The 25,477-nt window shown below is 70.3% G+C and carries 24 protein-coding genes; 2 read left to right on the top strand and 22 right to left on the bottom strand.

The features are described from left to right. The first annotated feature begins 182 nt into the window (after positions 1 to 182). A complete protein-coding gene (locus CES90_RS14345) occupies positions 183 to 740 on the top strand; it encodes a hypothetical protein (protein WP_189785169.1) in 558 nt (185 codons plus the stop codon). Between the two features lie 74 nt (positions 741 to 814). On the opposite strand, the gene CES90_RS14350 is transcribed toward CES90_RS14345, so the two are convergent. From CES90_RS14350 to pyrR, 14 genes are all read right to left on the bottom strand, one after another. Further along, positions 815 to 2,965: a primosomal protein N' gene (locus CES90_RS14350; RefSeq protein WP_189785170.1), complete on the bottom strand. Its 2,151-nt coding sequence runs from the start codon at positions 2,963 to 2,965 to the stop codon at positions 815 to 817. Between the two features lie 143 nt (positions 2,966 to 3,108). Next, positions 3,109 to 4,317, bottom strand: coding sequence for a methionine adenosyltransferase (gene metK, locus CES90_RS14355; protein ID WP_189785171.1), 1,209 nt, complete (start codon positions 4,315 to 4,317; stop codon positions 3,109 to 3,111). A 240-nt stretch (positions 4,318 to 4,557) separates the two neighbouring features. Next, on the bottom strand, positions 4,558 to 5,760 hold the full coding sequence (gene coaBC, locus CES90_RS14360) for a bifunctional phosphopantothenoylcysteine decarboxylase/phosphopantothenate--cysteine ligase CoaBC (RefSeq protein WP_189785172.1): 1,203 nt from the start codon (positions 5,758 to 5,760) through the stop codon (positions 4,558 to 4,560). A gap of 150 nt (positions 5,761 to 5,910) precedes the next feature. After that, positions 5,911 to 6,180, bottom strand: coding sequence for a DNA-directed RNA polymerase subunit omega (gene rpoZ / locus CES90_RS14365; protein ID WP_005485492.1), 270 nt, complete (start codon positions 6,178 to 6,180; stop codon positions 5,911 to 5,913). Between the two features lie 100 nt (positions 6,181 to 6,280). Beyond that, positions 6,281 to 6,874, bottom strand: a complete 594-nt coding sequence (gene gmk, locus CES90_RS14370; RefSeq protein WP_189785173.1) for a guanylate kinase — start codon at positions 6,872 to 6,874, stop codon at positions 6,281 to 6,283. Between the two features lie 59 nt (positions 6,875 to 6,933). Further along, positions 6,934 to 7,257: an integration host factor gene (locus CES90_RS14375; protein WP_003977346.1), complete on the bottom strand. Its 324-nt coding sequence runs from the start codon at positions 7,255 to 7,257 to the stop codon at positions 6,934 to 6,936. Positions 7,258 to 7,545: 288 nt separating this feature from the next. Then, positions 7,546 to 8,385 carry an orotidine-5'-phosphate decarboxylase gene (pyrF, locus tag CES90_RS14380; protein ID WP_189785174.1) on the bottom strand — a complete coding sequence of 280 codons (840 nt, stop codon included), beginning with the start codon at positions 8,383 to 8,385 and terminating at the stop codon, positions 7,546 to 7,548. Then, positions 8,382 to 9,491: a quinone-dependent dihydroorotate dehydrogenase gene (locus tag CES90_RS14385; protein ID WP_189785175.1), complete on the bottom strand. Its 1,110-nt coding sequence runs from the start codon at positions 9,489 to 9,491 to the stop codon at positions 8,382 to 8,384. The genes pyrF and CES90_RS14385 overlap by 4 nt, the downstream gene beginning before the upstream one ends. 74 nt (positions 9,492 to 9,565) lie before the next feature. Next, positions 9,566 to 12,874, bottom strand: coding sequence for a carbamoyl-phosphate synthase large subunit (gene carB / locus CES90_RS14390; protein WP_189785176.1), 3,309 nt, complete (start codon positions 12,872 to 12,874; stop codon positions 9,566 to 9,568). Continuing rightward, positions 12,867 to 14,024, bottom strand: coding sequence for a glutamine-hydrolyzing carbamoyl-phosphate synthase small subunit (carA, locus tag CES90_RS14395; protein WP_189785177.1), 1,158 nt, complete (start codon positions 14,022 to 14,024; stop codon positions 12,867 to 12,869). The genes carB and carA overlap by 8 nt, the downstream gene beginning before the upstream one ends. Further along, entirely contained in the window at positions 14,021 to 14,587 is a 567-nt protein-coding gene (locus CES90_RS14400) for a PH-like domain-containing protein (protein ID WP_189785178.1), read from the bottom strand. The genes carA and CES90_RS14400 overlap by 4 nt, the downstream gene beginning before the upstream one ends. After that, positions 14,584 to 15,870 carry a dihydroorotase gene (locus CES90_RS14405; RefSeq protein WP_189785179.1) on the bottom strand — a complete coding sequence of 429 codons (1,287 nt, stop codon included), beginning with the start codon at positions 15,868 to 15,870 and terminating at the stop codon, positions 14,584 to 14,586. Before CES90_RS14405 ends, CES90_RS14400 begins: the two co-directional genes overlap by 4 nt. Before the next feature lie 4 nt (positions 15,871 to 15,874). Further along, complete coding sequence (locus CES90_RS14410) at positions 15,875 to 16,906, bottom strand: aspartate carbamoyltransferase catalytic subunit (RefSeq protein ID WP_229914063.1); 1,032 nt, start codon at positions 16,904 to 16,906, stop codon at positions 15,875 to 15,877. Positions 16,907 to 17,029: 123 nt separating this feature from the next. After that, a complete protein-coding gene (gene pyrR, locus CES90_RS14415; protein WP_189785180.1) occupies positions 17,030 to 17,626 on the bottom strand; it encodes a bifunctional pyr operon transcriptional regulator/uracil phosphoribosyltransferase PyrR in 597 nt (198 codons plus the stop codon). A gap of 219 nt (positions 17,627 to 17,845) precedes the next feature. Between pyrR and bldD the strand changes: the two genes are divergently transcribed. Then, entirely contained in the window at positions 17,846 to 18,346 is a 501-nt protein-coding gene (bldD, locus tag CES90_RS14420; protein WP_015661809.1) for a transcriptional regulator BldD, read from the top strand. Positions 18,347 to 18,531: 185 nt separating this feature from the next. Here the strand turns inward: bldD and nusB are convergent, their stop codons facing one another. From nusB to CES90_RS14460, 8 genes are all read right to left on the bottom strand, one after another. Further along, positions 18,532 to 18,966 carry a transcription antitermination factor NusB gene (gene nusB, locus CES90_RS14425; protein ID WP_189785181.1) on the bottom strand — a complete coding sequence of 145 codons (435 nt, stop codon included), beginning with the start codon at positions 18,964 to 18,966 and terminating at the stop codon, positions 18,532 to 18,534. A gap of 2 nt (positions 18,967 to 18,968) precedes the next feature. Continuing rightward, positions 18,969 to 19,535, bottom strand: coding sequence for an elongation factor P (efp, locus tag CES90_RS14430; RefSeq protein ID WP_018549008.1), 567 nt, complete (start codon positions 19,533 to 19,535; stop codon positions 18,969 to 18,971). 59 nt (positions 19,536 to 19,594) lie between these two features. After that, the gene (locus CES90_RS14435) at positions 19,595 to 20,701 is read right to left on the bottom strand and encodes an aminopeptidase P family protein (RefSeq protein ID WP_189785182.1); all 1,107 of its coding nucleotides are present in this window, start codon (positions 20,699 to 20,701) and stop codon (positions 19,595 to 19,597) included. Positions 20,702 to 20,941: 240 nt separating this feature from the next. After that, a complete protein-coding gene (locus CES90_RS14440; protein WP_189785183.1) occupies positions 20,942 to 21,859 on the bottom strand; it encodes a Pro-rich N-terminal domain-containing protein in 918 nt (305 codons plus the stop codon). A 177-nt stretch (positions 21,860 to 22,036) separates the two neighbouring features. Continuing rightward, positions 22,037 to 23,128 (bottom strand): 3-dehydroquinate synthase, encoded by a 1,092-nt coding sequence (gene aroB, locus CES90_RS14445; RefSeq protein WP_189785184.1) that lies wholly within the window; start codon positions 23,126 to 23,128, stop codon positions 22,037 to 22,039. After that, positions 23,125 to 23,607, bottom strand: coding sequence for a shikimate kinase (locus tag CES90_RS14450; protein WP_189785228.1), 483 nt, complete (start codon positions 23,605 to 23,607; stop codon positions 23,125 to 23,127). The genes aroB and CES90_RS14450 overlap by 4 nt, the downstream gene beginning before the upstream one ends. A gap of 32 nt (positions 23,608 to 23,639) precedes the next feature. After that, on the bottom strand, positions 23,640 to 24,824 hold the full coding sequence (gene aroC / locus CES90_RS14455) for a chorismate synthase (RefSeq protein ID WP_189785185.1): 1,185 nt from the start codon (positions 24,822 to 24,824) through the stop codon (positions 23,640 to 23,642). Positions 24,825 to 25,012: 188 nt separating this feature from the next. Next, positions 25,013 to 25,471, bottom strand: a complete 459-nt coding sequence (locus tag CES90_RS14460; RefSeq protein ID WP_189785186.1) for a (2Fe-2S)-binding protein — start codon at positions 25,469 to 25,471, stop codon at positions 25,013 to 25,015. Between the last annotated feature and the right edge of the window lie 6 nt (positions 25,472 to 25,477).

Below are 25,477 nucleotides of genomic sequence, written 5' to 3' on the forward strand. Positions count from 1 at the left end.
AGACCCTGCAAAAGCCCAGCGGCAGCGGGCGCGCACCTTCCCCCACGCGCCCCGCACATATGCCCCCACGCCCCCACCCCGTTACCAGCGGAGCGAATCCGCGTTGGTCAAGAAAGAGTTGACCAATACCGGCCGCAATCAGCGGCACATCCTTTTTCAACGCCGGTTCGAGAGGCTTGTTCATGGCCGACCACGCAACCCACGACGCCCAGGCTCGGGCCAGCCTGCACTTGCTGGTGCGGGACATCGAGCGGGTCCGCCGGCAGGTGGACGCACTGCGCACCCTCACCGCCCAGTTGGGCAACGTCTACCGCCCGCGCCGCTCCGGCCCCTCCACGGGCTTCGTCGTCTACGGACGCGCCCCCGCCCCGACCGTCCGCCTCGCCCAGGAGTTGAGGGACAGTGTCGAGACCCTGGTCACGGCCGCCGTGGACTTCGACCGCTCACTCGGCTTCTCGTGGGACGCGGTGGGCTCGGCCCTCGGGGTGACCAAACAAGCGGTACACCGCCGTTACGGCGCCCGCCGCGCCGCCGCCCAGGCCGCCGCGGAGGCCGAGCGCACGGGAGAACCCCAGGGCACCCGCACGGTCAATGTCGGCTCGGGCCTGCCCACGGTGCCAGCGGCCCGCAGCGTGCCGGCCCCGATGCCCACGCAAATGCCGACCCAGCCGACAGCCGGTAGCCCCACCCTCCGCGACGAGGCAAGGCCCACGGCCTTCCCCGGCCCGCGCAACGGCTGATCCCTCCCTGACTGCCTCCCGGTCCCCGACCGGGAGGCAGTCTCATATCCCGCGGCCCACTCGCCCAGTGCCCCTCACCCAATGTCGAGGGGATCAACCCGAATCCGCACCCCCTCACTCCCCCCGCGTGCCATCCGCGCCGCCTGCGCACTCTTCAACGCGGCGGCCAGCGCCGCGCCCCTCCCGGGCGGCACCCGGATCAGCGCCCGCTCCCACACCTCGCCCGGCGGCGGTGCCCCCACCCGCCGTGCCCTCCCCGCCTCCATGACGGGCACCGGTACAGGCCCCAACACCTCGGCTTCCGAGGGCAGTTCGACCGCACCCAGAAAATCGACCACGGCTTGAGCCGTCCCGGACACGGCAGCCATGCGTGACACGGGTGGAAACCCCAGCTCGGCCCGCTCGGCGAGCTCCCGCACCGCGTGTCCCACCGGGTCCCACCGCACAAGCGCCTGCACGGGTCGCAGCGTGGGCTCGGCGACCACGACGACCGTGCCGCCGGCTCCCTGGTCTCGTACCAGCGCGGCGGCACCGATCCAACGCCGCAGCGCTTCCTCCCCGGCCCGCAGATCGGGCCGCCCGAGCATGGCCCACCCGTCGAGCAGCAGGGCAGCCGCGTACCCGCCCTCGGCGACCGGTTCGGCTCCCGGCGTGCTCACCACGAGCGCCGGCGTCCCCGGCACGGTGTCCAACACCTGCTCCCGCCCGGAGGTCCGCACGGGCACTGCGGGAAAGGCCCGCCCCAGCTCCTCGGCGGTCCGTCGCGCCCCCACGACCTGCGCCCGCAGCCGGTGGCCCCCGCACTCGGGGCAGTGCCAGCCCGCCTCCGCACGCCCGCACCATCCGCAGGTCAGGGCACCGGCGCTCTCCTGCGCCTCCAACGGCCCCGCACAGTGCCGACATCGCGCGGGCTCCCGGCACCGCGCACAGGCCATGCGCGGGACGTACCCCCGGCGAGGCACCTGTACGAGTACGGGCCCGCTGCGCAACCCGTCCCTGGCGACCTGCCAGGCAAGGCTCGGCAACCGCGCGGCCCGAGCCGCCTCGTCGCGCGCCAGCTCCCCGTCCCCCACGGTCCGCACCACCGGCGCGGCGGCCCGCACCTGCTCCCGCCCGGCGACGAGCGGCGCGGCCCACCCGCTCTCGACGAGCTGAGCGGCCTCGACCGTACAGCTCCAACTCCCCAGCAGAAACCCGCACTTGTCCCGTGAGGCCCGCAGCTCCAGCACCTCCCGCACATGCGGAAAGGGAGCGTTGTCATCGCTGTGGCTGGCATCGCCGTCGTCCCAGACGACAACGAGCCCGAGATTCCGCACAGGCGCGAACATGGCCGCCCGCGTCCCGACGACAGCCCGCACGGCCCCTCGCCGCACGGCCAGCCACTCCCGATACCGCCGCTCCTGCCCCGCCTCGGCGGTCAGCAGCGCGTGCTGCCCCTCCCCCAGCAATCTCCTGAGCGCATCGTCCACCCGCGCGGCGGGCCGCCCGGCCGGTACGACGACCAGCGCCCCACGCCCCGACGCGAGTGTCGCCTGCACGGCCCGCCCGATCTCCTCGGCCCAGTCCGGCCCGGGCAACGCGGTCCACACGGCCCGAGGGGACCCCCCGTCGGCCAGCGCCCGCAGAAACTCCTCCCCCCGCCCGTACCGCCGCCAGGACCCGGGGTCGGGCGGAACCGGAGGAGCCGGCGGCCCACCCATCTCCACGGCCTCAGCCTTGCCATGCCGAGGTGGAACGGCCAACTGCAGCACATCCGCGAGACTCCCGGCATACCGATCCGCCACCGCCCGCGCCAGCCCCAGCAGCTCAGGCCCCAGCACCGGCTCCGGCGACACGACCTGCGCGAGCGCGGCCAACGGCCCCGCATAGTCGGACTCGGCGACCCGCTCGACGAGAAACCCGTCGATCAGCGAGCCCCCTTCCCGCCGCCCTTCCCTGACATTCCGCCCCCCGGCCCCGAACCGCACCCGCACCCGAACCCCCGGCTGAGCGACGGCATCCAACTCCTCCGGCACGGCATAGTCGAAGTACCGGTCAAGATGCAGCACCCCCTTGTCGACCACGACCCGCGCGACCGGCAACTCCTTCGCCAGCGCGGCCCCCCGCCAGGTCCGCGGCTTCGCCTTCGGCGCCTTGTTCTTCCGTACGGCATCCCGAATGAGCGCGAGCTGCTCCGGCACCGCGCCCTCCGCGCCGCCGCCCCTCTTCCCATCCTCGCTGCTCACGCCTGCATTCTTACCAAACCCCACTGACAACCGACGCCGCCCGAGTTCCCCACCGGCGCATGCGGACCCGCGCCAAACGCGCCGAGGCCCGGCGTCCCGAAAGGGACACCGGGCCTCGTGAAAAGAACCGGAAACCGCTGGCTCTACAGCCCCGCAGCCTCGCGCAGGGCGTCCACGCGGTCCGTGCGCTCCCAGGTGAAGTCGGGGAGTTCGCGGCCGAAGTGGCCGTACGCGGCGGTCTGGCCGTAGATGGGGCGGAGGAGGTCGAGGTCGCGGATGATCGCGGCCGGGCGGAGGTCGAAGACCTCTTCGATCGCCTTCTCGATGCGCTCGGCGTCGACCTTGGCGGTACCGAAGGTCTCGACGAACAGGCCGACGGGCTCGGCCTTGCCGATGGCGTAGGCGACCTGGACCTCGCAGCGGGAGGCCAGACCCGCCGCGACCACGTTCTTCGCCACCCACCGCATCGCGTACGCGGCGGAACGGTCCACCTTGGACGGGTCCTTGCCGGAGAAGGCGCCGCCGCCGTGGCGGGCCATGCCGCCGTAGGTGTCGATGATGATCTTGCGGCCGGTCAGACCGGCGTCGCCCATCGGGCCGCCGATCTCGAAGCGCCCGGTCGGGTTGACCAGCAGCCGGTAGCCCTCGGTGTCCAGCTTGATGCCGTCGTCCAGCAGCGCCTTCAGCTCCGGCTCCACCACGAACTCGCGGATGTCCGGGGCGAGGAGGGACTCCAGGTCGATGTCGCTGGCGTGCTGCGAGGAGACCACCACCGTGTCCAGGCGGACCGCCTTGTCACCGTCGTACTCGATGGTGACCTGGGTCTTGCCGTCGGGGCGCAGGTAGGGGATGGTGCCGTTCTTGCGGACCTCGGACAGACGGCTCGACAGACGGTGCGCCAGGAAGATCGGCAGCGGCATCAGCGTCGGCGTCTCGTCCGTCGCGTAACCGAACATCAGACCCTGGTCACCGGCGCCCTGCCGGTCCAGCTCGTCCTCGTCGCCCTCGACCCGGGTCTCGTACGCCGTGTCGACGCCCTGCGCGATGTCCGGGGACTGCGCGCCGATCGACACCGACACACCGCAGGAAGCGCCGTCGAAGCCCTTCTTCGAGGAGTCGTAGCCGATCGCCAGGATCGTGTCCCGGACCAGCTGGGCGATCGGCGCGTACGCCTTGGTCGTGACCTCGCCGGCCACATGCACCAGGCCGGTCGTGATGAGCGTCTCCACCGCGACACGGGACGTGGGGTCCTCGCGCAGCAGCGCATCGAGAATGGCATCGCTGATCTGATCAGCGATCTTGTCGGGGTGACCCTCGGTCACGGACTCCGAGGTGAACAGGCGACGGGACACAACGCTCCCTGTGGTTGCAGCGGCTGCTGGCTGATCATTGGCGGACGGGACCGGGGGCTGCGCCCGGCGTCGTCCGAGAACAGTTTATCGGTCGGGCTCGGCCACCGGCCCACCTGTCTCGCCTCTCGGGAGCACTGTGACCTGCGGCACGTGCATTCTGCCCAATGGCCGTCCGTGTTCGCCAGGGTCGCCACGCCTCAATGTGCGCGGTTCCAGGGAACGGTGGCGCGATTGGATCAGTCAGCCGAGTCGGCTCGCGACCAGGTCCCACACCGTTTCGGCCAGCGCCTCCTTGGGTCCGTACGGTACGAGGGTCTCGCTCCCGTCGGCTCCCAGCACCACGGCCTCGTTCTCCTCGGAGCCGAAGGTTTTGCGCTCCCCCACCTCGTTCACCACGAGAAGATCGCAGCCCTTGCGTCGCAGTTTGGCGCGGCCGTTGGCGAGGACGTCGTCGGTCTCGGCGGCGAAGCCGACGATCACCTGGCCGGGGTGGGAACGGTCGGTCGATATCTCCGCGAGGATGTCCGGATTTCGCACCAGGACGATCGGCTCGGGTTCTTGGCCGTCCCTCTTCTTGATCTTTCCGGTGGCGTAGTTCTCCGGGCGGAAGTCGGCCACCGCGGCCGCCATCACCACGACGTCGGCGTCCGGGGCGGCCTTGAGCACCGCCTCGCGCAACTGCACCGCCGTGCCGACTCGGACGATGTCCACACCGGCCGGGTCCGGCAGCCCGGTGTTCGCCTCGATCAGCGTGACCCGGGCGCCCCGCGCGGCGGCCGTACGCGCCAGGGCGTATCCCTGCTTGCCCGAGGAGCGGTTGCCGAGGAAGCGGACCGGGTCGAGGGGCTCGCGGGTGCCGCCGGCGCTCACGACGACGTGACGGCCGACGAGGTCCGGTTGCGTGACGCCCCTGGCCAGCACCCGGCGACAGATCTCGAAGATCTCCACGGGGTCGGGCAGGCGCCCCTTGCCGGTGTCGACGCCGGTCAGCCGGCCCACGGCGGGGTCGATGACGAGGGCGCCACGGCGGCGCAGCGTCGCCACGTTCTCCTGGGTGGCCGGGTGCTCCCACATCTCGGTGTGCATGGCGGGGGCGAAGACGACCGGGCAGCGGGCGGTGAGCAGGGTGTTCGTGAGGAGGTCGTCGGCCAGGCCGTGGGCCGCCTTGGCCAGCATGTCGGCGGTCGCCGGGGCCACGACGACCAGGTCGGCCTCCTGACCGATGCGGACGTGCGGCACCTCGTGGACGCCGTCCCACACCTCGGTCGAGACCGGGTGGCCCGAGAGCGCGGACCAGGTGGCGGCGCCGACGAAATGCAGCGCGGACTCGGTCGGTACGACCCGCACGTCATGTCCGGACTCGGTCAGCCGGCGCAGCAGCTCGCACGCCTTGTAAGCGGCGATCCCACCGCTGACCCCCAGAACGACCTTCGGCTTGCCCACCGGGCCTCCCCGCACTCGAACCCGAACCTGATGTCCGCCCTGATGTCCGCACATCGCGGCTCATCGGCGTACGCGTCCATCCCACACCACAGGCCCGACAGTCGCACTGCCGGGCCTGTGGAAAAACCTACTGCGGTCTACAAATACGACTTACGCGGGGCCCTCGACGGCCTCGGACGTCAGCAGACCCGCGTTGATCTCACGCAGGGCGATCGAGAGCGGCTTCTCGTGGACGTGCGTGTCGACGAGGGGACCGACGTACTCGAGGAGGCCCTCGCCGAGCTGCGAGTAGTACGCGTTGATCTGGCGGGCACGCTTGGCCGCGTAGATCACGAGGCTGTACTTCGAGTCGGTGGCCTCGAGGAGCTCGTCGATCGGCGGGTTGATGATGCCCTCGGGCGCGGAGATGGAAGAGGACACGCTCTACCTTCCGATGGATGGGAAAAGATCGGTCGTGATCACTGAACCCGTCAGGGTCCCGGAGTTCCTGGAGATCCCGGAGATCCCGGAGAACCCGCGATCACACAACATCCATCAAGGCTAGCAGCTCGCGCGCCACATCCTCGACGGAGGTGTTGACCAAGGTCACGTCGAACTCCGGCTCAGCCGCCAGCTCGACCTTCGCCGCGTCCAGGCGGCGTTCGATCACCTCGGGCGCCTCGGTGCCCCGCCCGATGAGTCTGCGCACCAGCTCCTCCCAGGAGGGAGGCGCCAGGAACACCAGCTGGGCGTCGGGCATGGTCTCGCGGACCTGCCGTGCGCCCTGGAGGTCGATCTCCAGCAAAACCGGCTCGCCCCGCTCCAGGCGCTCGATCACGGCGGCCCGCGGAGTGCCGTAGCGGTTGCCGGCGAACTCGGCCCACTCCAGCAGCTCGCCGTTGGCGATCAGCTTGTCCATCTCGTCGTCGGTGACGAAGAAGTAGTGGACTCCGTGCTGCTCACCGGGGCGCGGCTTGCGGGTCGTCGCCGACACCGAGAGCCAGACCTCGGGGTGTGCCTTGCGCATATGGGCGACGACCGTGCTCTTGCCGACCCCGGAGGGGCCGGAGAGCACGGTCAGCCGCGGACGTACGTCCGGGGGCTCGGGGGACGTCCCCCGGAATGTTGCAGCCATGCAGCGATTATTCCAGCAATCCCGGAGTGCCCGGGACTCCTTCCCGTCAGTACCCGGGATCAGGAACCGGTGCTGCCGAACTCACGCTCCAGGGAAGCGATCTGGTTGGAACCGAGGCCGCGTACACGGCGGCTCTCGGAGATGCCGAGTCGCTCCATGATCTGCTTGGCGCGGACCTTGCCCACGCCCGGCAGGGACTCGAGCAGGGCGGAGACCTTCATCTTGCCGATGACGTCGTTCTCCTGGCCCTGCTTGATGACCTCGTGCAGGGAGGCGCCGGAGTGCTTGAGTCGATTCTTGACCTCGGCCCGCTCCCGGCGAGCCGCGGCGGCCTTTTCGAGCGCGGCTGCGCGCTGTTCAGGGGTAAGGGGCGGAAGAGCCACGCCTACGTCACCTCGGATGTCGAACTGTCGGATACGGACCGGTGAGGAACCTAGTCGCCCCACACCTGGGGAGCTACGAGCAACACGCTTGCCCGTTCTCCCCCACTACCTTGAGGGTGTGGGGGGGTGCCCCACTGCTCGGAGACTAGCGGCCAACTCCGCCGGAGTCAGCGAGAACAGCGGAAAAGTCCTGGTCAGCCTCCCTGGAGCCGGACATAACCGGCATAATGCCCCGGATTTGAGAATGTATTCAGACTCAAGTCGTCCGAGAGGCACTCATCGGAGGTCTCAGGCGGTGGCCACCGCGGCCCGGATCTCGTCCGCGAAACGATCCGACGCGTCACGCAGCGCAACGACGTCGGGACCGTGACGAAGAACACCCCGGCTGACGTTCGGGACCACATTGCGCACGGCTGCCCCGAAGACCCCCGGAAGGTCGGACGGTGTGGCTCCCTGGGCGCCGATTCCGGGCGCGAGGAGAGGTCCGTTGATGTCCAGGTCGTACGACGACAGGTCGCCCAGCGTGGCACCGACGACGGCACCGAAGGAACCCATGGGCTCCTCCCCCGCGTTCTCGGCCGCCAGGTGCGCCAGCATCGTCGCCCCGACGGTCCGCCCGTCGTCACGGACCGCGTGCTGTACCTCACCGCCCTCCGGGTTGGAGGTCAGCGCCAGCACGAACAGCCCGGCCCCGCTCTCGCGCGCGAGGTCCACCGCGGGCTTCAGGGAGCCGTAACCCAGGTAGGGCGAGACGGTCAGCGCGTCCGAGAACAGGGGCGCGTCCTTGCGCAGGAAGGTCTCGGCGTACGCCGCCATGGTGGAGCCGATGTCGCCGCGCTTGGCGTCCATGACGACCAGCGCGCCGGCCGCCCGCGCCTCCTGGACCGACTTCTCCAGGACGGCGATGCCGCGCGACCCGAACCGCTCGAAGAACGCGCTCTGCGGCTTGAAGACGGCGACCCGGTCCGCCAGCGCCTCGACGACCGTTCGGCTGAAGCGCTCCAGGCCGGCGACATCGTCGTTCAGGCCCCAGCCGGCGAGCAGGGAGGAGTGCGGGTCGATACCGACGCACAGCGGGCCACGCTCGTCCATGGCATGGCGCAGTCGCGCACCGAAGGGCTCAGTCATGCCGTCTTCTTCCTTACGTCGGCGCCGACCGCGTCGGCGAGAGTGGCGTACGGGCTGGTCCGAAGGCGTGCGGCGAGGCCCTTGTGGATGGCGCACGCCCAGAAGGGACCCTCGTAGACGAAGGCGCTGTAGCCCTGGACCAGGGTGGCACCGGCGAGGATGCGCTGCCAGGCGTCGTCGGCGTTCTCGATGCCGCCGACGCCCACCAGGGTGATCCGGTCGCCCACGCGCGCGTAGAGGCGGCGCAGGACCGCGAGGGAGCGGGCCTTGACGGGGGCGCCGGAGAGACCACCCGTCTCCTTCACGAGGAACGGTTCGGATGTCAGACCGAGGCCCTCGCGCGCGATGGTGGTGTTCGTGGCGATGATCCCGTCCAGGCCCAGTTCCACGGCGAGGTCGGCGACGGCGTCGATGTCCTCGTCGGCGAGGTCCGGCGCGATCTTGACCAGCAGCGGGACGCGGCGCGTGCGCACCGTGCGGTCGGCGGCCTCGCGCACGGCGGTCAGCAGCGGACGCAGCGCCTCGGTGGCCTGGAGGTTGCGCAGACCGGGCGTGTTGGGCGAGGAGACGTTCACGACCAGGTAGTCGGCGTACGGGGCGAGACGCTCGGTCGACTTCACGTAGTCCCCGGCGGCTTCATCCTCCGGGACGACCTTGGTCTTGCCGATGTTGACGCCCACCACCGTCTTGAAGACGGGCGTCCGCGAGGCCAGACGCGCGGCGACGGCCAGCGAGCCCTCGTTGTTGAAGCCCATGCGGTTGATCAGCGCCCGGTCGGCGACCAGACGGAACAGCCGCTTCTTGGGATTGCCGGGCTGTGCCTCGCCCGTCACCGTGCCGATCTCGACGTGGTCGAAGCCGAGCATCGACATCCCGTCGATCGCGACGGCGTTCTTGTCGAAGCCGGCGGCCAGCCCGAACGGGCCGTGCATGCGCAGCCCGAAGGCCTCGGTGCGCAGTTCCTCGTAGCGGGGCGCCAGCGCGGCCGCGACGAAGGTGCGCAGTACGGGAATGCGGGCAGCGAGTCGGATCCAGCGGAAGGCCAGGTAGTGGGCCTCTTCAGGGTCCATCCGTTTGAAAACCAGACGGAAGAAAAGCTTGTACATAGTCAGTGTCCTCTTGAAGCCTCATGAGCCTCACGAAGAGGGGGACACCGTTTCCGGTGTCCCCCTCAGGGCTGCTAGTCGCGGGCCGCGGTCAGGTGTTCCGCGTGTTCCTGGAGCGAACGGACGCCCACGTCACCGTGGTTGAGCGCGTCGATGCCCTGGACGGCGGCGGCGAGCGCCTGAACCGTCGTCAGGCACGGCACGGACCGCGCCACGGCGGCCGTACGGATGTCGTAACCGTCGAGGCGGCCGCCAGTGCCGTACGGGGTGTTGACGATCAGGTCGACCTCGCCGTCGTGGATGAGCTGGACGATGGTCTTCTCGCCGTTCGGGCCGGTGCCCTCCGACTGCTTGCGGACGACGGTGGCGTTGATGCCGTTGCGCTTGAGCACCTCGGCCGTGCCGGATGTGGCGAGCAGTTCGAAGCCGTGGGCGACGAGCTCACGCGCCGGGAAGATCATCGAGCGCTTGTCGCGGTTGGCGACCGAGATGAACGCGCGGCCCTTGGTGGGCAGCGGCCCGTACGCGCCGGCCTGCGACTTGGCGTACGCCGTGCCGAAGACCGAGTCGATGCCCATGACCTCGCCGGTGGAGCGCATCTCCGGGCCAAGGACCGTGTCGACGCCGCGCCCGTGGATGTCGCGGAAGCGCGACCACGGCATGACGGCTTCCTTGACGGAGATCGGCGCGTCGAGCGGCAGTTCGCCGCCGTCGCCGTTCGCCGGAAGCAGGCCCTCCGCGCGCAGTTCGGCGATGGTCGCGCCGAGCGAGATCCGGGCGGCGGCCTTGGCCAGCGGCACCGCGGTCGCCTTCGAGGTGAAGGGGACGGTGCGCGAGGCACGCGGGTTGGCTTCGAGGACGTAGAGGATGTCACCGGCCATCGCGAACTGGATGTTGATCAGGCCGCGCACGCCCACGCCCTTGGCGATGGCCTCCGTCGAGGCCCGCAGGCGCTTGATGTCGAAGCCGCCGAGGGTGATCGGGGGCAGGGCGCACGCCGAGTCGCCGGAGTGGATGCCGGCCTCCTCGATGTGCTCCATGACGCCGCCGAGGTACAGCTCCTCGCCGTCGTAGAGCGCGTCGACGTCGATCTCGATCGCGTCGTCGAGGAAGCGGTCGACGAGGACGGGCCGGGAGGGGCTGATCTCGGTCGATTCGGCGATGTACGCCTCCAGCCGGGCCTCGTCGTAGACGATCTCCATGCCGCGTCCGCCGAGGACGTACGACGGGCGGACGAGTACCGGGTAGCCGATCTCGTCGGCGATGGCCTTGGCGCCGGCGAAGGTGGTCGCCGTACCGTGCTTGGGCGCCGGGAGACCGGCCTCGGCGAGCACCCGGCCGAAGGCGCCGCGGTCCTCGGCGGCGTGGATGGCCTCCGGGGAGGTGCCGACGACCGGTACGCCGTTGTCCTTGAGCGCCTGCGACAGGCCCAGCGGGGTCTGGCCGCCGAGCTGGACGACGACGCCTGCGATCGGGCCGGCCAGCGACTCGGCGTGGACGATCTCCAGCACGTCTTCCAGCGTCAGCGGCTCGAAGTACAGGCGGTCGGAGGTGTCGTAGTCCGTGGAGACGGTCTCCGGGTTGCAGTTGACCATCACGGTCTCGTAGCCCGCGTCGCTGAGCGCGAAGGAGGCGTGGACGCACGAGTAGTCGAACTCGATGCCCTGGCCGATGCGGTTAGGGCCGGAGCCGAGGATGATCACGGCCGGCTTCTCGCGCGGCGCGACCTCCGTCTCCTCGTCGTAGGACGAGTAGAAGTACGGCGTCTTCGCGGCGAACTCGGCGGCGCAGGTGTCGACCGTCTTGTACACCGGGCGCACGCCCAGCGCGTGTCGGACCTCGCGCACGACGTCCTCGCGCAGACCGCGGATCTCACCGATCTGCTGGTCGGAGAAGCCGTGCCGCTTGGCCTCGGCGAGCAGGTCGGGATCCAGCTTGTCGGCGGCGGCCAGCTCGTCCGCGATCTCCTTGATGAGGAAGAGCTGGTCGACGAACCACGGGTCGATCTTCGTGGCCTCGAAGACCTCCTCGGGCGTAGCGCCCGCGCGGATGGCCTGCATGACGGTGTTGATGCGGCCGTCGGTGGGCCGCACCGCCTCCGCCAGAAGGTGACCCTTTTCACCGGGCTCGCCGACGAACGTGAACTGGCTGCCCTTCTTCTCCAGCGACCGCAGCGCCTTCTGGAGGGCCTCGGTGAAGTTGCGGCCGATCGCCATGGCCTCGCCCACCGACTTCATGGTCGTGGTGAGCGAGGAGTCGGCGGACGGGAACTTCTCGAAGGCGAAACGCGGGGCCTTGACGACCACATAGTCGAGCGTCGGCTCGAAGGAGGCCGGGGTCTGCTCGGTGATGTCGTTCGGGATCTCGTCCAGCGTGTAGCCGACGGCCAGCTTGGCGGCGATCTTGGCGATCGGGAAGCCGGTCGCCTTGGAGGCGAGCGCGGACGACCGCGATACACGCGGGTTCATCTCGATGACGATGACACGGCCGTCAACGGGGTTCACAGCGAACTGGATGTTGCAGCCGCCGGTGTCCACGCCGACCTCGCGGATGACGGCGATGCCGATGTCACGGAGGATCTGGTACTCGCGGTCCGTGAGCGTCATCGCGGGCGCGACCGTGATCGAGTCACCCGTGTGCACACCCATGGGGTCGAAGTTCTCGATGGAGCAGACGACCACGACGTTGTCGTGCTTGTCGCGCATCAACTCCAGCTCGTACTCCTTCCAGCCGAGGATGGACTCCTCCAGGAGCACCTCGGTGGTAGGGGAGAGCGTGAGTCCCTGGCCGGCGATGCGGCGCAGTTCCTCCTCGTCGTGCGCGAAGCCGGAGCCGGCGCCGCCCATGGTGAAGGACGGGCGGACGACGACCGGGTAACCGCCGAGGGTCTCGACGCCCTGGAGGACGTCGTCCATGGAGTGGCAGATGACCGAGCGGGCGGACTCGCCGTGCCCGATCTTCGCACGGACGGCCTCGACGACCTCCTTGAAGAGGTCGCGGTCCTCGCCCTTGTTGATGGCCTCGACGTTGGCGCCGATCAGCTCGACGCCGTACTTCTCCAGGGTTCCCGCCTCGTGCAGCGAGATGGCCGTGTTGAGCGCCGTCTGCCCGCCGAGGGTCGGCAGCAGGGCGTCCGGCCGCTCCTTGGCGATGATCTTCTCGACGAACTCGGGGGTGATCGGCTCGACGTACGTGGCGTCGGCGATCTCCGGGTCGGTCATGATCGTCGCCGGGTTGGAGTTGACCAGGATGACCCGCAGGCCCTCGGCGCGCAGGACACGGCACGCCTGGGTGCCGGAGTAGTCGAACTCGGCGGCCTGGCCGATGACGATCGGGCCGGAGCCGATGACCAGGACGGACTGGATATCGGTGCGCTTAGGCACGCTGGCCCTCCATCAGGACTGTGTTCATCAAAGACGTGAAGCGGTCGAACAGGTAGGCGGCGTCGTGCGGGCCCGCTGCCGCTTCGGGGTGGTACTGGACGCTGAAGGCCGGCCGGTCGAGGAGCCGGAGCCCCTCCACCACGTTGTCGTTGAGGCAGACGTGGGAGACCTCGACGCGGCCGTAGGGGGTCTCCGAGACCTTGTCGAGCGGGGCGTCGACGGCGAAGCCGTGGTTGTGCGCGGTGACCTCGACCTTGCCGGTCGTACGGTCCTGCACCGGCTGGTTGATGCCGCGGTGGCCGTACTTCAGCTTGTACGTGCCGAAGCCGAGCGCGCGCCCGAGGATCTGGTTGCCGAAGCAGATACCGAAGAGCGGGGTGCCGCGCTCCAGGACCGCCTGCATGACGGAGACCGGGTGGTCGGCGGTGGCCGGGTCACCGGGACCGTTGGAGAAGAAGACTCCGTCGGGCCGGACCGCGTACACGTCCTCGACCGTCGCCGTGGCGGGCAGCACGTGCACCTCGATGCCGCGCTCGGCCATGCGGTGCGGGGTCATGCCCTTGATGCCGAGGTCGACGGCAGCGACGGTGAACTTCTTCTCGCCGATCGCGGGGACGACGTATGGCTCCTGGGTGGCGACCTCGGCGGAGAGGTCGGCGCCCTTCATCTCCGGGGCCTGGCGCACCTCGGTGAGCATGGTGCCCTCGTCGGGCAGCGCGTTACCGGAGAAGATGCCGACGCGCATGGCGCCGCGCTCGCGCAGGTGGCGGGTGAGCGCCCGGGTGTCGATGCCGCTGATGCCGACGACGCCCTGCTCGGCCAGTTCCTCGTCCAGCGAGCGCCGGGAGCGCCAGTTGGAGGGCACGCGCGCGGGGTCGCGTACGACATAGCCCGCGACCCAGATCCGCTTCGACTCGGGGTCCTCGTCGTTGACGCCGGTGTTGCCGACGTGCGGGGCGGTCATCACGACGACCTGGCGGTGGTACGACGGGTCGGTGAGGGTCTCCTGGTAGCCGGTCATCCCGGTGGAGAACACGGCCTCGCCGAAGGTCACCCCCACGGCCCCGTAGGCGCGGCCGCGGAAGACCCGGCCGTCCTCCAGGACGAGTACGGCGGGAGCCTTGGTGGCTCCCCGGGTGGAGGTCGTCATCGTGCGCCTTCCGTTTCCGTCTTGTTGATCATGTTGTTCAGTGCCTCGACCCACTCGTTGTGCTCGGCCGCGCGGTCGGAGCGGAAGCCTGAGTCGAGCAGCCTGTCGCCGTGCTCCCAGGTGACGACCAGCAGCCCGCCCTCGGTGAGGACCTTGCCGGCGATGCCCTTGTCGAGCCGGGCCTCGCGCAGGGCCGGGGCCGGGACGAAGAAGTCCGTCGCTCCCGGGCGTACGACGTCCAGGCCCGCGTCCGTCAGCGTGAGCTCGACCCGGCTGCGAGTGCCCAGGCCATGCGCCACGATGCGGTCGAGCCACTGCCCGGCGGTGGTGGAGCCGTGGTAGCGGCCGCTCATGCTCAGTCTCACGGGACCGGGCTCATCCGGCGCGTCGGGGAGGGCGGGCAGGTCGCTCTGGAGCGTGCCGCGCCATTTCCAGCCCTCGCGCATCAGCCAGTAGACGAGCGCCACGAAGAGCGCGAGTCCGACGAGCCAGCCGATACGCGCGGCCCAGTCGGTGACCTCGGCCGATTCCTTCTCGGCGGCCAGCAGCATTACAGGTGTCACGTGAGCTTCCCGTCGACGAGCGTGGCCCTGCCCCGCAGCCACGTGTGCGTGACACGGCCCGGCAGCTCGCGGCCCTCGTAGGGGGTGTTGCGGCTGCGCGAGGCGAAGCCCGCGGGATCCACCGACCCACGGTATGCCGTGTCGACGAGCGTGAGGTTGGCGGGCTCACCTGCCGAGACGGGGCGGCCGTGGCCCTTCGCCTGCCCGATCCTGGCCGGCTTGAAGGACATCCGGTCCGCGACACCCGCCCAGTCGAGCAGCCCGGTGTCGACCATCGTCTCCTGGACCACGGACAACGCGGTCTCCAGTCCCACCATGCCCATGGCGGCCGCGGCCCACTCGCAGTCCTTGTCCTCGTGCGGGTGCGGGGCGTGGTCGGTGGCGACGATGTCGATCGTGCCGTCGGCGAGCGCCTCGCGCAGGGCCAGCACATCGCGCTCGGTGCGCAGCGGCGGGTTGACCTTGTAGACCGGGTTGTACGTCCGCACGAGCTCGTCGGTGAGGAGCAGGTGGTGCGGCGTGACCTCGGCGGTGACGTCGATGCCGCGCGACTTGGCCCAGCGGACGATCTCCACCGAGCCCGCGGTCGAGAGGTGGCAGATGTGCACGCGGGACCCCACGTGCTCGGCGAGCAGGACGTCCCGGGCGATGATCGACTCCTCGGCCACCGCGGGCCAGCCGCCGAGGCCCAGCTCGGCGGAGACGACGCCCTCGTTCATCTGGGCGCCCTCGGTCAGCCGCGGCTCCTGCGCATGCTGGGCGACGACACCGCCGAAGGCCTTCACGTACTCCAGGGCCCGGCGCATGATCACGGCGTCGTCGACGCACTTGCCGTCGTCGGAGAAGACGGTGACCCCGGCGGCCGACTCGTGCATCGCGCCCAGCTCGGCGAGCTTCTTGCCCTCCAGGCCGACGGTGACGGCGCCGATGGGCTGGACGTCGCAGTAGCCGTGCTCCTGGCCGAGCCGGTAGACCTGCTCGACCACACCGGCGGTGTCGGCGACGGGGAAGGTGTTGGCCATGGCGAAGACGGCCGTGTAGCCACCGGAGGCCGCCGCGCGCGTACCCGTGAGTACGGTCTCGGAGTCCTCACGGCCGGGCTCGCGCAGATGGGTGTGCAGGTCGACGAGGCCGGGCAGGAGCACCTTGCCGCCGGCCTCGACCACCTCGGCGCCCTCGTCGGAGAGCCCGCTGCCCACCGCCTCGATCACCGCACCGTCGATCAGCACGTCCTGCGGCTCGCCGCCGAGCACCTTCGCACCACGGATCAGGGTCTTGCTCATCGTCTTACTTCTCCTCGGTGGCGCGGAATTCAGAGGTGGGCGCGAAGCGCCTCGATGCAAGGGTGGTGGTGGGCGACGGGTGGGCGACGGCGGGTTCGTTGCCGCCCAGGAGCAGGTACAGCACGGCCATACGGATGGAGACGCCGTTCGCGACCTGCTCGACGACGGTGCAGCGGTCGGAGTCGGCGACCTCGGCGGTGATCTCCATACCGCGGACCATCGGACCGGGGTGCATCACGATGGCGTGCTCGGGCATCCGCGCCATGCGGTCGCCGTCGAGGCCGTAGCGCCGCGAGTACTCGCGCTCGGTCGGGAAGAACGCGGCGTTCATCCGCTCGCGCTGTACCCGCAGCATCATCACCGCGTCGGACTTGGCGAGCGTGCTGTCGAGGTCGTACGAGACCTCGCAGGGCCAGGTCTCGACGCCGACGGGGACCAGGGTGGGCGGGGCGACGAGGGTGACCTCGGCGCCGAGGGTGTGCAGCAGGTCGACGTTGGAGCGGGCGACGCGGCTGTGCAGGACGTCGCCGACGATCGTGATGCGCCTGCCGGACAGGTCCTGGCCGAGCCCGGCGTCCCGGCCGACAAGGCGGCGGCGCATGGTGAAGGCGTCGAGCAGGGCCTGGGTGGGGTGCTGGTGGGTGCCGTCACCGGCGTTGATCACGGCGGCGTCGATCCAGCCGGAGGTCGCCAGCCGGTACGGGGCTCCGGAGGCGCCGTGCCGGATGACGACGGCGTCGACACCCATGGCTTCGAGGGTCTGGGCGGTGTCCTTGAGGGACTCGCCCTTCGACACCGACGAGCCTTTGGCGGAGAAGTTGATGACGTCCGCGGACAGGCGCTTCTCGGCGGCCTCGAAGGAGATCCGGGTGCGGGTGGAGTCCTCGAAGAAGAGGTTGACGACGGTACGGCCGCGCAGGGTAGGCAGTTTCTTGATCGGCCGGTCGGCGACCCGGGCCATCTCCTCTGCGGTGTCGAGGATCAGGACGGCGTCGTCACGGGTGAGGTCGGCGGCCGAGATGAGATGGCGCTGCATCTTTCAGGCTCCGTAAGGCGATTCAGAGTGGGAGGCGAGGACCCGACCGGCGGGCTCAGCCGGGCAGGCGGGCGCGCTGGGGCGATCCTGGGGCACACGGCAGCGCCGTACGCCGGGCGATCGCTAGTGCTTCGCGCCCCGGGCGGTCCGCTTCGCACCGAGCAGCACGGTGTCCCGACCGTCCTCCTCGGCGAGCTGGACCTTGACCGTCTCCCGCAGCGACGTGGGGAGGTTCTTGCCGACGTAGTCGGCGCGGATGGGCAGTTCGCGGTGGCCGCGGTCGACGAGGACCGCGAGCTGTACGGCGCGCGGGCGGCCGATGTCGTTCAGCGCGTCGAGCGCGGCGCGGATCGTACGGCCGGAGAAGAGCACGTCGTCGACGAGGACGACGAGGCGGCCGTCGATGCCGTCACCGGGGATCTCCGTGCGGGCCAGCGCACGCGGCGGGTGCATGCGCAGGTCGTCGCGGTACATGGTGATGTCGAGCGAGCCGACCGGGATCTTGCGGTCGGTGATCTCCGCCAGCTTGGCGGCGAGCCGCTGGGCGAGGAAGACGCCTCGGGTCGGAATGCCGAGGAGCACCACGTCGTCGGCGCCCTTGGCGCGTTCGACGATCTCGTGGGCGATGCGGGTCAGTACGCGCGCGATGTCGGGGCCTTCGAGAACGGGCCTCGCATCGGACGACGGCTGATCCGGTTGCGGATTTTCCTGCGTGTCCATACGAAACGGACCTCCTTCTCCGCCTCACGGGACGGACCTTAAAGGACGTCGGATTTGCGCCATCAACGTTAGCAGGCCCCCGCAACACCCCTGATCACCCGTCCGGCGCAACCGACAACGGTTACCACGGAAGAGTCGGTCCGGACCATTCGGCTTGACGGGGCAGAGTCACGCTGCGTAACCTCACAGTGAGTCACCAGCCTTCGTCCGGGGAGCTATATGTCCAGCGAATACGCCAAACAGCTCGGGGCCAAGCTCCGGGCCATCCGCACCCAGCAGGGCCTTTCCCTCCACGGTGTCGAGGAGAAGTCCCAGGGACGCTGGAAGGCGGTCGTGGTCGGTTCGTACGAGCGCGGCGACCGCGCCGTCACCGTGCAGCGCCTCGCGGAGCTGGCGGACTTCTACGGGGTTCCGGTGCAGGAGCTGCTTCCCGGTACGACCCCTGGTGGCGCCGCCGAGCCGCCGCCGAAGCTCGTGCTCGACCTTGAGCGCCTGGCCCATGTGCCGGCCGAGAAGGCGGGTCCGTTGCAGCGTTACGCGGCGACGATCCAGTCCCAGCGTGGTGACTACAACGGCAAGGTGCTCTCGATTCGCCAGGACGACCTGCGCACACTCGCCGTCATCTACGACCAGTCCCCTTCGGTTCTCACCGAGCAGCTGATCAGCTGGGGTGTCCTCGACGCGGACGCCCGCCGCGCGGTCAGCCACGAGGAGGCCTGACGCCTCGGACGGGGCCCAGCAGAAACGTGCCGCCGGGGTGGCCGGAACCTGACGGTTCGGACACCCCGGCGGTTTTTGTACGGAACGTCGGTGGGCCCGCAGCGTTGCAGCTGCGGGCCCACCGACGTTTTCGCCTTAAGGGGCGCGGGTTCGCCTTAAGGGGCGCGGGGCCGTGTCGGGCGCCCCTACTGCGCTTCCCGACGCAGCGAAGGCTTCAAGTCCTTGAGCCGCCCCAGAAGCCCATTCACGAACGACGGCGAGTCATCCGTGGAGAACTCCTTCGCCAGCTGCACCATCTCGTCCAGCACAACCGCATCGGGCGTCTCATCCACCCAGATCAGCTCGTACGCACCGAGCCGCAGGATGTTCCGGTCGACCACCGGCATCCGGTCCAGGGTCCAGCCCACCGAGTACTGCGCGATCAACTCGTCGATCCGCACCGCGTGCACCGCGTAGCCCTCGACCAGCTGCATCGTGTACTCGCTGACCGGTGGCTGTCGCGTGTCGCTCCGGGAGTGCCGGATCCAGTCCGCGAGCACGGTCAGGACGTCGACCCCGCGCTGGTCGCCCTCGAAGAGGATCTGGAAGGCGCGCTTGCGGGCCGTGTTACGGGCAGCCACGGTTAGCTGTTCACCCGGCCGAGGTAGTCGCTCGTGCGGGTGTCGACCTTGATCTTCTCGCCGGTGGTGATGAAGAGCGGGACCTGGATCTGGTGGCCGGTCTCCAGGGTGGCGGGCTTGGTGCCACCGGTGGAGCGGTCGCCCTGGACGCCCGGCTCGGTCTCCTGGACGACGAGCTCGACGGCGGCCGGCAGCTCGACGAAGAGCACCTCGCCCTCGTGCTGCGCGACGGTGGCGGTGAAGCCCTCGATCAGGAAGTTGGCGGCGTCGCCGACGGCCTTGCGGTCGACCATGAGCTGGTCGTAGGTCTCCATGTCCATGAAGACGAAGTACTCGCCGTCCATGTAGGAGAACTGCATGTCGCGCTTGTCGACAGTGGCCGTCTCGACCTTGACACCGGCGTTGAAGGTCTTGTCGACGACCTTCCCGGAGAGCACGTTCTTGAGCTTGGTGCGCACGAAGGCCGGGCCCTTGCCGGGCTTGACGTGCTGGAACTCGACGACGGACCACAGCTGGCCGCCATCGAGCTTGAGCACCATGCCGTTCTTGAGGTCGTTCGTGGAAGCCACGGTTGCGGAATCTCCTGGACTGACGTGGACGACCCCGGCGCACGCGCACAGCTCGAAGGCTAGAGCGCGAGCAGCTCCTTGGTCGTGATGGTGAGTAGCTCGGGTCCGCCGTCCGCCTCGGGGCGTACGACGAGCGTGTCATCGATCCGGACGCCGCCCCGGCCCGGGAGGTGGACCCCCGGTTCGACGGTGACCGGCACGCAAGCGTCCAGTTTACCCATGGCCGCGGGGGCCAACTGCGGGTCCTCGTCGATTTCGAGTCCGACACCGTGCCCCATCAGCGGCGGAAGGCCCTCACCGTACCCCGCGGAGTCCAGCACCTGGCGGGCCGCGCGGTAGACGGCGCGGTACACGACGCCGGGTGCCAGGGCCTCCCGTCCGGTGCGCTGGGCTGCGAAGACGAGGTCGTACAGCTCGATCTGCCAGTCGGCGGGCGAGGTCCCGATGACGAAGGTACGGCCGATCTCGCAGCGGTAGCCGCGGTAGGTCGCGCCCAGGCACACGGAGAGGAAGTCGCCCTCCTCGACCCGCCGGTCGGTGGGGAGGTGACCGGGACGGCCGGAGTTCGGGCCGGTGGCGACGGAGGTGGGGAAGGCCGGGCCGTCGGCGCCGTGGTCGACGAGGCGGCGCTCCAGTTCCAGGGCGAGGTGGCGTTCGGTGCGGCCGACGAGGATCGATTCGAGCAGCTCGCCCAGGGCCTGGTCGGCGATCTCGGCGCCGATCCGCAGACAGGAGATCTCCTCCTCGTCCTTGACCACGCGCAGTTGCTCGACCGCGCCGCCGAGGTCGGCCAGGCGCAGTCGGGGCGCGATCGAGCGGATCGCGCGGTGCCGGGCCACGGTGAGGTGGTGTTCCTCGACGGCGAGGGTTTCGGCTCCGTGAGCCGTGACGAGGTCGGCGGCGGCGACCGCCGGGTCACCGCCGGGGCCCGGCAGCACCTGTACGCGTACCGCCTCGTCGGGGCGGCCCTGGGCGGCCTCGCCACTCGGCTGGGCACCGCAGACGAGTACGTCCTCGCCCCGGCCGAGCAGCAGAACGGCGTCGTGGGGTGCGGTGCCCGCGAGGTACCGCACATTGGCCGGGCGCGTCACGAGCGCCGTCGCGCTGCCGCTCGCATGGCAGCGCTCCCTCAGCCGCTCTCGGCGGGCGGCGTAGACCTCTGACATGAGCCGAGCGTATGAGCTCCGCAGGTTGGGCGCCGGTTCAGTGGGGCCGAGTGGGGGGTCGCCGTGCGGGGTACGGGGGTGCGGGCATGGGTTGTGTGCCGTGTGCGCGCCGATGGGGGCTTGTCGCGCCCACGCGGCGGAGCCGCATATCGATACAGCCCCGCGCCCCCTATTGGGTTGACGCAGTGCGCCGCATTTAGGGGTAGGGCCCGCTTGTGTCGGCCGCCCGCTCCCCCGCGTTCACCACTTCGGCGGGCTTGCTATCGACCTTGCCAGGACCTCGTCCAGGACCCGTGCCGTGGCCGGGACATCCAGCTGGGAGTTGTCGATGATGGGGAGGCCGGAGCCGTACCAGCCTGCCATTCGGCCGTGGATGCGGGCGACCTCTTCGTCGGTGAGGCGGCGGTTGCCTGTGCGCTCGGCGTTTCGTTCGAGAACGATCTCGAGGCCCGGGAGGAGGACCACGGGCAGCAGCCCGGGGCCGACGTGGCGTTTCCAGCCGCCGAGGCCGACAACGGGGCGGTCGGGGAAGACGGCGTCGTCGAGGATGCAGGAGATGCCGTTGGCGAGGAAGTTCCGTGCCGCGAAGCCGCAAGTGCGGCGGGCGAGACGATACTGCGCCTCGGAGTTGTCGTTCCATCCGGACTGGGGGTCCGCGAAACCGGAACGCACCCACTCACGTACGTCGTCCAGGCTGATGTGCGCGGTGGGCACCCGGCGGTGGTCCGCCCAGTACTTGGCGACGCTCGTCTTGCCCGCCCCGGCGGGCCCGATGAGCAGGACCGCGAGCGTGGTGGTCGTGACGTCCGGCGCGCCCACAGCGGGCGGCGGGCTCGGCATGGTGACCGGGCCGCCCGGCGGCAGCTGGATGTGCCCGGTCGTGTCCCTCGGCATGCCGGCGTGCTGCGGGGTCGAAGGGTGCGGATGCCCGGGGGCGCCGACGAAACCCGAGGTGGGCGGGGGCACCGAGCCGGGAGGCGCGGGCGGAGTCGGCGGAGCCACGGGCACGGGCGGGTTCGCCGGCGCGGGGCCCGGGTGCGCGCCCGGAGGGACGGAGGCCGGGTGTCCCTGGTGGTTCGCGGTCGGCGACCACGGGGTCGCCGGGTCCTGCCCCGGCCGATGGGGCGGCGGCAGCGGAGCTCCCACTGCGTGCTGCATCCGGTGCCACTCCGTCTCGTACAGTCACATCGACACTGGCAGGCAGGGCCTTTCGACCCCGCCCTTACCGAACGGTACCGTCCCCGGCCGCCGTTTGGTGAACGGCCGGGGGCAGCCCGAAGTGCCCAAGTGGCCATGAACACAAGGCGAATCAGGCAAGCCGTGCCCGAGTGGGTGTTACTGGCCCACTTCGCCGTAAGCCGCGAGGAGTACGGCCGGGTCGGGGCCCTCCAGGACAGTGGGCTTTGCCAGACCGTCGAGGACGATGAAGCGCAGCAGATCACCGCGGGACTTCTTGTCGACCTTCATCGTCTCCAGCAGCTTGGGCCACTGGTCGTAGCGGTAGTACAACGGCAGCCCCACCGACTCCAGCACCGTACGGTGCCGGTCGGCCGTCGCGTCGTCCAACCGGCCCGCCAGACGGCCCAGTTCGGCCGCGAAGTGCATACCCACCGACACCGCCGCGCCGTGACGCCACTTATAGCGCTCGTTCTTCTCGATCGCGTGGGCCAGGGTGTGGCCGTAGTTGAGGATCTCCCGGCGCCCGGACTCCTTCAGGTCCCCCGAGACCACCTCGGCCTTGACCCGGATAGACCGCTCGATCAGTTCCGCGGTGTGCGGCCCGGCGGGGGTGCGGGCGGCCTGCGGGTCGGCCTCGATCAGGTCCAGGATCACCGGATCGGCGATGAAACCGGCCTTGATGATCTCCGCCAGGCCGGAGACGTAGTCGTTGACCGGCAGCGACTCCAGCGCCGCCAGGTCACACAGCACACCCGCCGGCGGATGGAAGGAACCCACCAGGTTCTTGCCCTCGGCGGTGTTGATGCCGGTCTTGCCACCCACCGCCGCGTCCACCATCGCCAGCACGGTGGTGGGGATCGCGATCCAGCGCACGCCGCGCAGCCACGTCGCCGCCACGAACCCCGCCAGGTCCGTGGTGGCACCGCCACCCACGCCGACGATGACATCGCTGCGGGTGAACCCGGACTGCCCCAACGCCTTCCAGCAGTACGCGGCGACCTCCGCGGTCTTCGCCTCCTCCGCGTTCGGCACCTGGATGGCGACGGCCTCGTAGCCCTGCTCGGCCAGATCGGCGCGGAGCGCCTCTCCGGTGCCGTCCAGCGCCTCGGGATGGATCACCGCCACCCGCTTGGCCCTGCTGCCGACCAATCCGCCCAGCTCGCCGAGGAGTTGACGCCCCACCAGGACCTCGTACGGCTCGGTGCCCGCCGAACCGCCGACCTGGATACGAGTCACTGTCTCGCTCATGCTTCCTTCAACTCCAGTGCATCCAAGGCCGCTTGGGTGACTTCTTCAGGCGTACGGCCGTCCGTGGGCACGACGGCCGTGGCGACCTCCTCGTACAGGTGTCGCCTGGCCTCCATCAGCTCCCGCCACTGCTTGCGGGGGTTGACGGCCAGCAGCGGGCGGGCGGCGTTCAGGCCGGTGCGCTTGACCGCTTCCTCGACGTCCATCGAGAGGTAGGCGACACGCTGCCCGGCGAGCAGGCCGCGCGTGTCCGCGTCGAGGATCGCGCCGCCGCCGAGGGCGAGGACGCCGTCGTGGCCGGTCAGCGCGGTGCGCACGGCCCGCTTCTCGATCGCGCGGAAGGCGGCCTCGCCCTCGTCGACGAAGATCTCGGCGATGGCCCGGCCCTGCTCCGCCACGATGTCGTCATCGGTGTCCCGGTAGCCGACCCCGAGCCGCTCGGCGAGCATCCGCCCCACGGTGGACTTGCCGACACCCATGGGGCCGACCAGAACGACCACAGGCACGGGGCTCACCGGATCGCGAGGTTGTCGAGGTAGGACCGGACGTTGCGGCGGGTCTCGGTGACGCTGTCGCCGCCGAACTTCTCCGCCACGGCGTCCGCGAGCACCAGCGCGACCATGGCCTCGGCGACGATGCCTGCCGCCGGCACCGCGGAGACGTCGGAGCGCTGATGGTGTGCCTGCGCGGCCTCGCCCGTGGTCACGTCGACGGTCTGCAGCGCGCGCGGCACGGTCGCGATCGGCTTCATCGCCGCCCGCACGCGCAGCAGTTCGCCCGTGGACAGCCCGCCCTCGGTGCCGCCGGAGCGACCCGAGGTACGCCGGATGCCCTCGTCCGTCTTCACGATCTCGTCGTGCGCCTGGGAACCGGGCACCCGCGCCAGCTCGAAGCCGTCGCCGATCTCGACGCCCTTGATCGCCTGGATGCCCATCAGCGCCCCGGCGAGGCGGGCGTCCAGCTTGCGGTCCCAGTGCACATGCGAGCCGAGGCCCACCGGGACGCCGTACGCCAGGATCTCGACGACTCCGCCGAGCGTGTCACCGTCCTTGTGGGCCTGGTCGATCTCCGCGACCATCGCCTTCGAGGCGTCCGCGTCCAGACAGCGCACCGGGTCCGCGTCCAGCTTCTCCACATCGGCGGGCGTCGGGTACACACCCTGCGGGGCCTTCGCGGCCGCCAGTTCGACGACGTGCGAGACGATCTCGATCCCGGTCGTCTCCTTCAGGTACGACCGGGCGACAGCACCGAGGGCGACACGGGCCGCGGTCTCGCGGGCGGAGGCGCGCTCCAGGACGGGCCGGGCCTCGTCGAAGCCGTACTTCTGCATCCCGGCCAGGTCGGCGTGGCCGGGCCGGGGGCGGGTCAGCGGGGCATTACGTGCCAGCCCGGCCAGGATCTCCGGGTCGACCGGGTCGGCGGCCATGACCTGTTCCCACTTCGGCCACTCGGTGTTGCCGACCATGATCGCGACCGGGGAGCCCATGGTCAGGCCGTGCCGGACACCGCCGATGAAGGTGACCTCGTCACGCTCGAACTTCATCCGCGCACCGCGGCCATAGCCGAGCCGGCGCCGGGCCAGGTGGTCCGCCACCATCTCCGTGGTGATCGGCACGCCGGCGGGAAGGCCCTCCAGCGTCGCGACAAGTGCGGGACCGTGGGACTCCCCCGCGGTCAGCCAGCGCAACCTGCTCAACGGTGCTCCTCAGTGCTCGCGCCCTGGTACTGCGTCCTGCCTTGGTGTACGCGCGTCCTCGCGTACGGCGACGGCTGCCGGGTGCGCGGCCCCGGCCCGCCACCTCTGATCCTCCCACGTCCGGGCCCGTCGGCCGGTCGCAGGTCCATCAGACGGACGGGGCGGAACAGAACGCGGGCCCGTGTGTGTCACCCCGTCTTCGCCGCCGCGCTCTTGATCGCCTGGCGTATGCGGAAGTACGTCCCGCAGCGGCAGACGTTCGCGATCTCGTCGATGTCGGCGTCGGTGGGGTTGTCGGTGCGCTTGAGCAGGGCGACGGCGGCCATGATCTGGCCGGGCTGGCAGTAGCCGCACTGGGCGACGTCCTGCTCCAGCCAGGCCTCCTGGACGGGGTGCAGTTCATCGCCGTCCGCGAGCCCTTCGATGGTGGTGACCTCGCGGCCCGCGGCCTCGGACACCGGCACCACACACGGCCGGACCGCCTCGCCGTCGAGGTGGCTGGTGCAGGCCTTGCAGACGTCGATGCCGCAGCCGTACTTGGGGCCGCGGATGCCGAGCAGGTCGCGCAGCACCCACAGCAGGGGCAGGTCGTCGGGGGCTTCGACGGTGACGGTCTCCCCGTTGACGGTGAAGGTGTGGGAGGGCATGGCTGT

The organism is Streptomyces capitiformicae, assembly GCF_002214185.1.
Lineage (GTDB): Bacteria > Actinomycetota > Actinomycetes > Streptomycetales > Streptomycetaceae > Streptomyces > Streptomyces capitiformicae.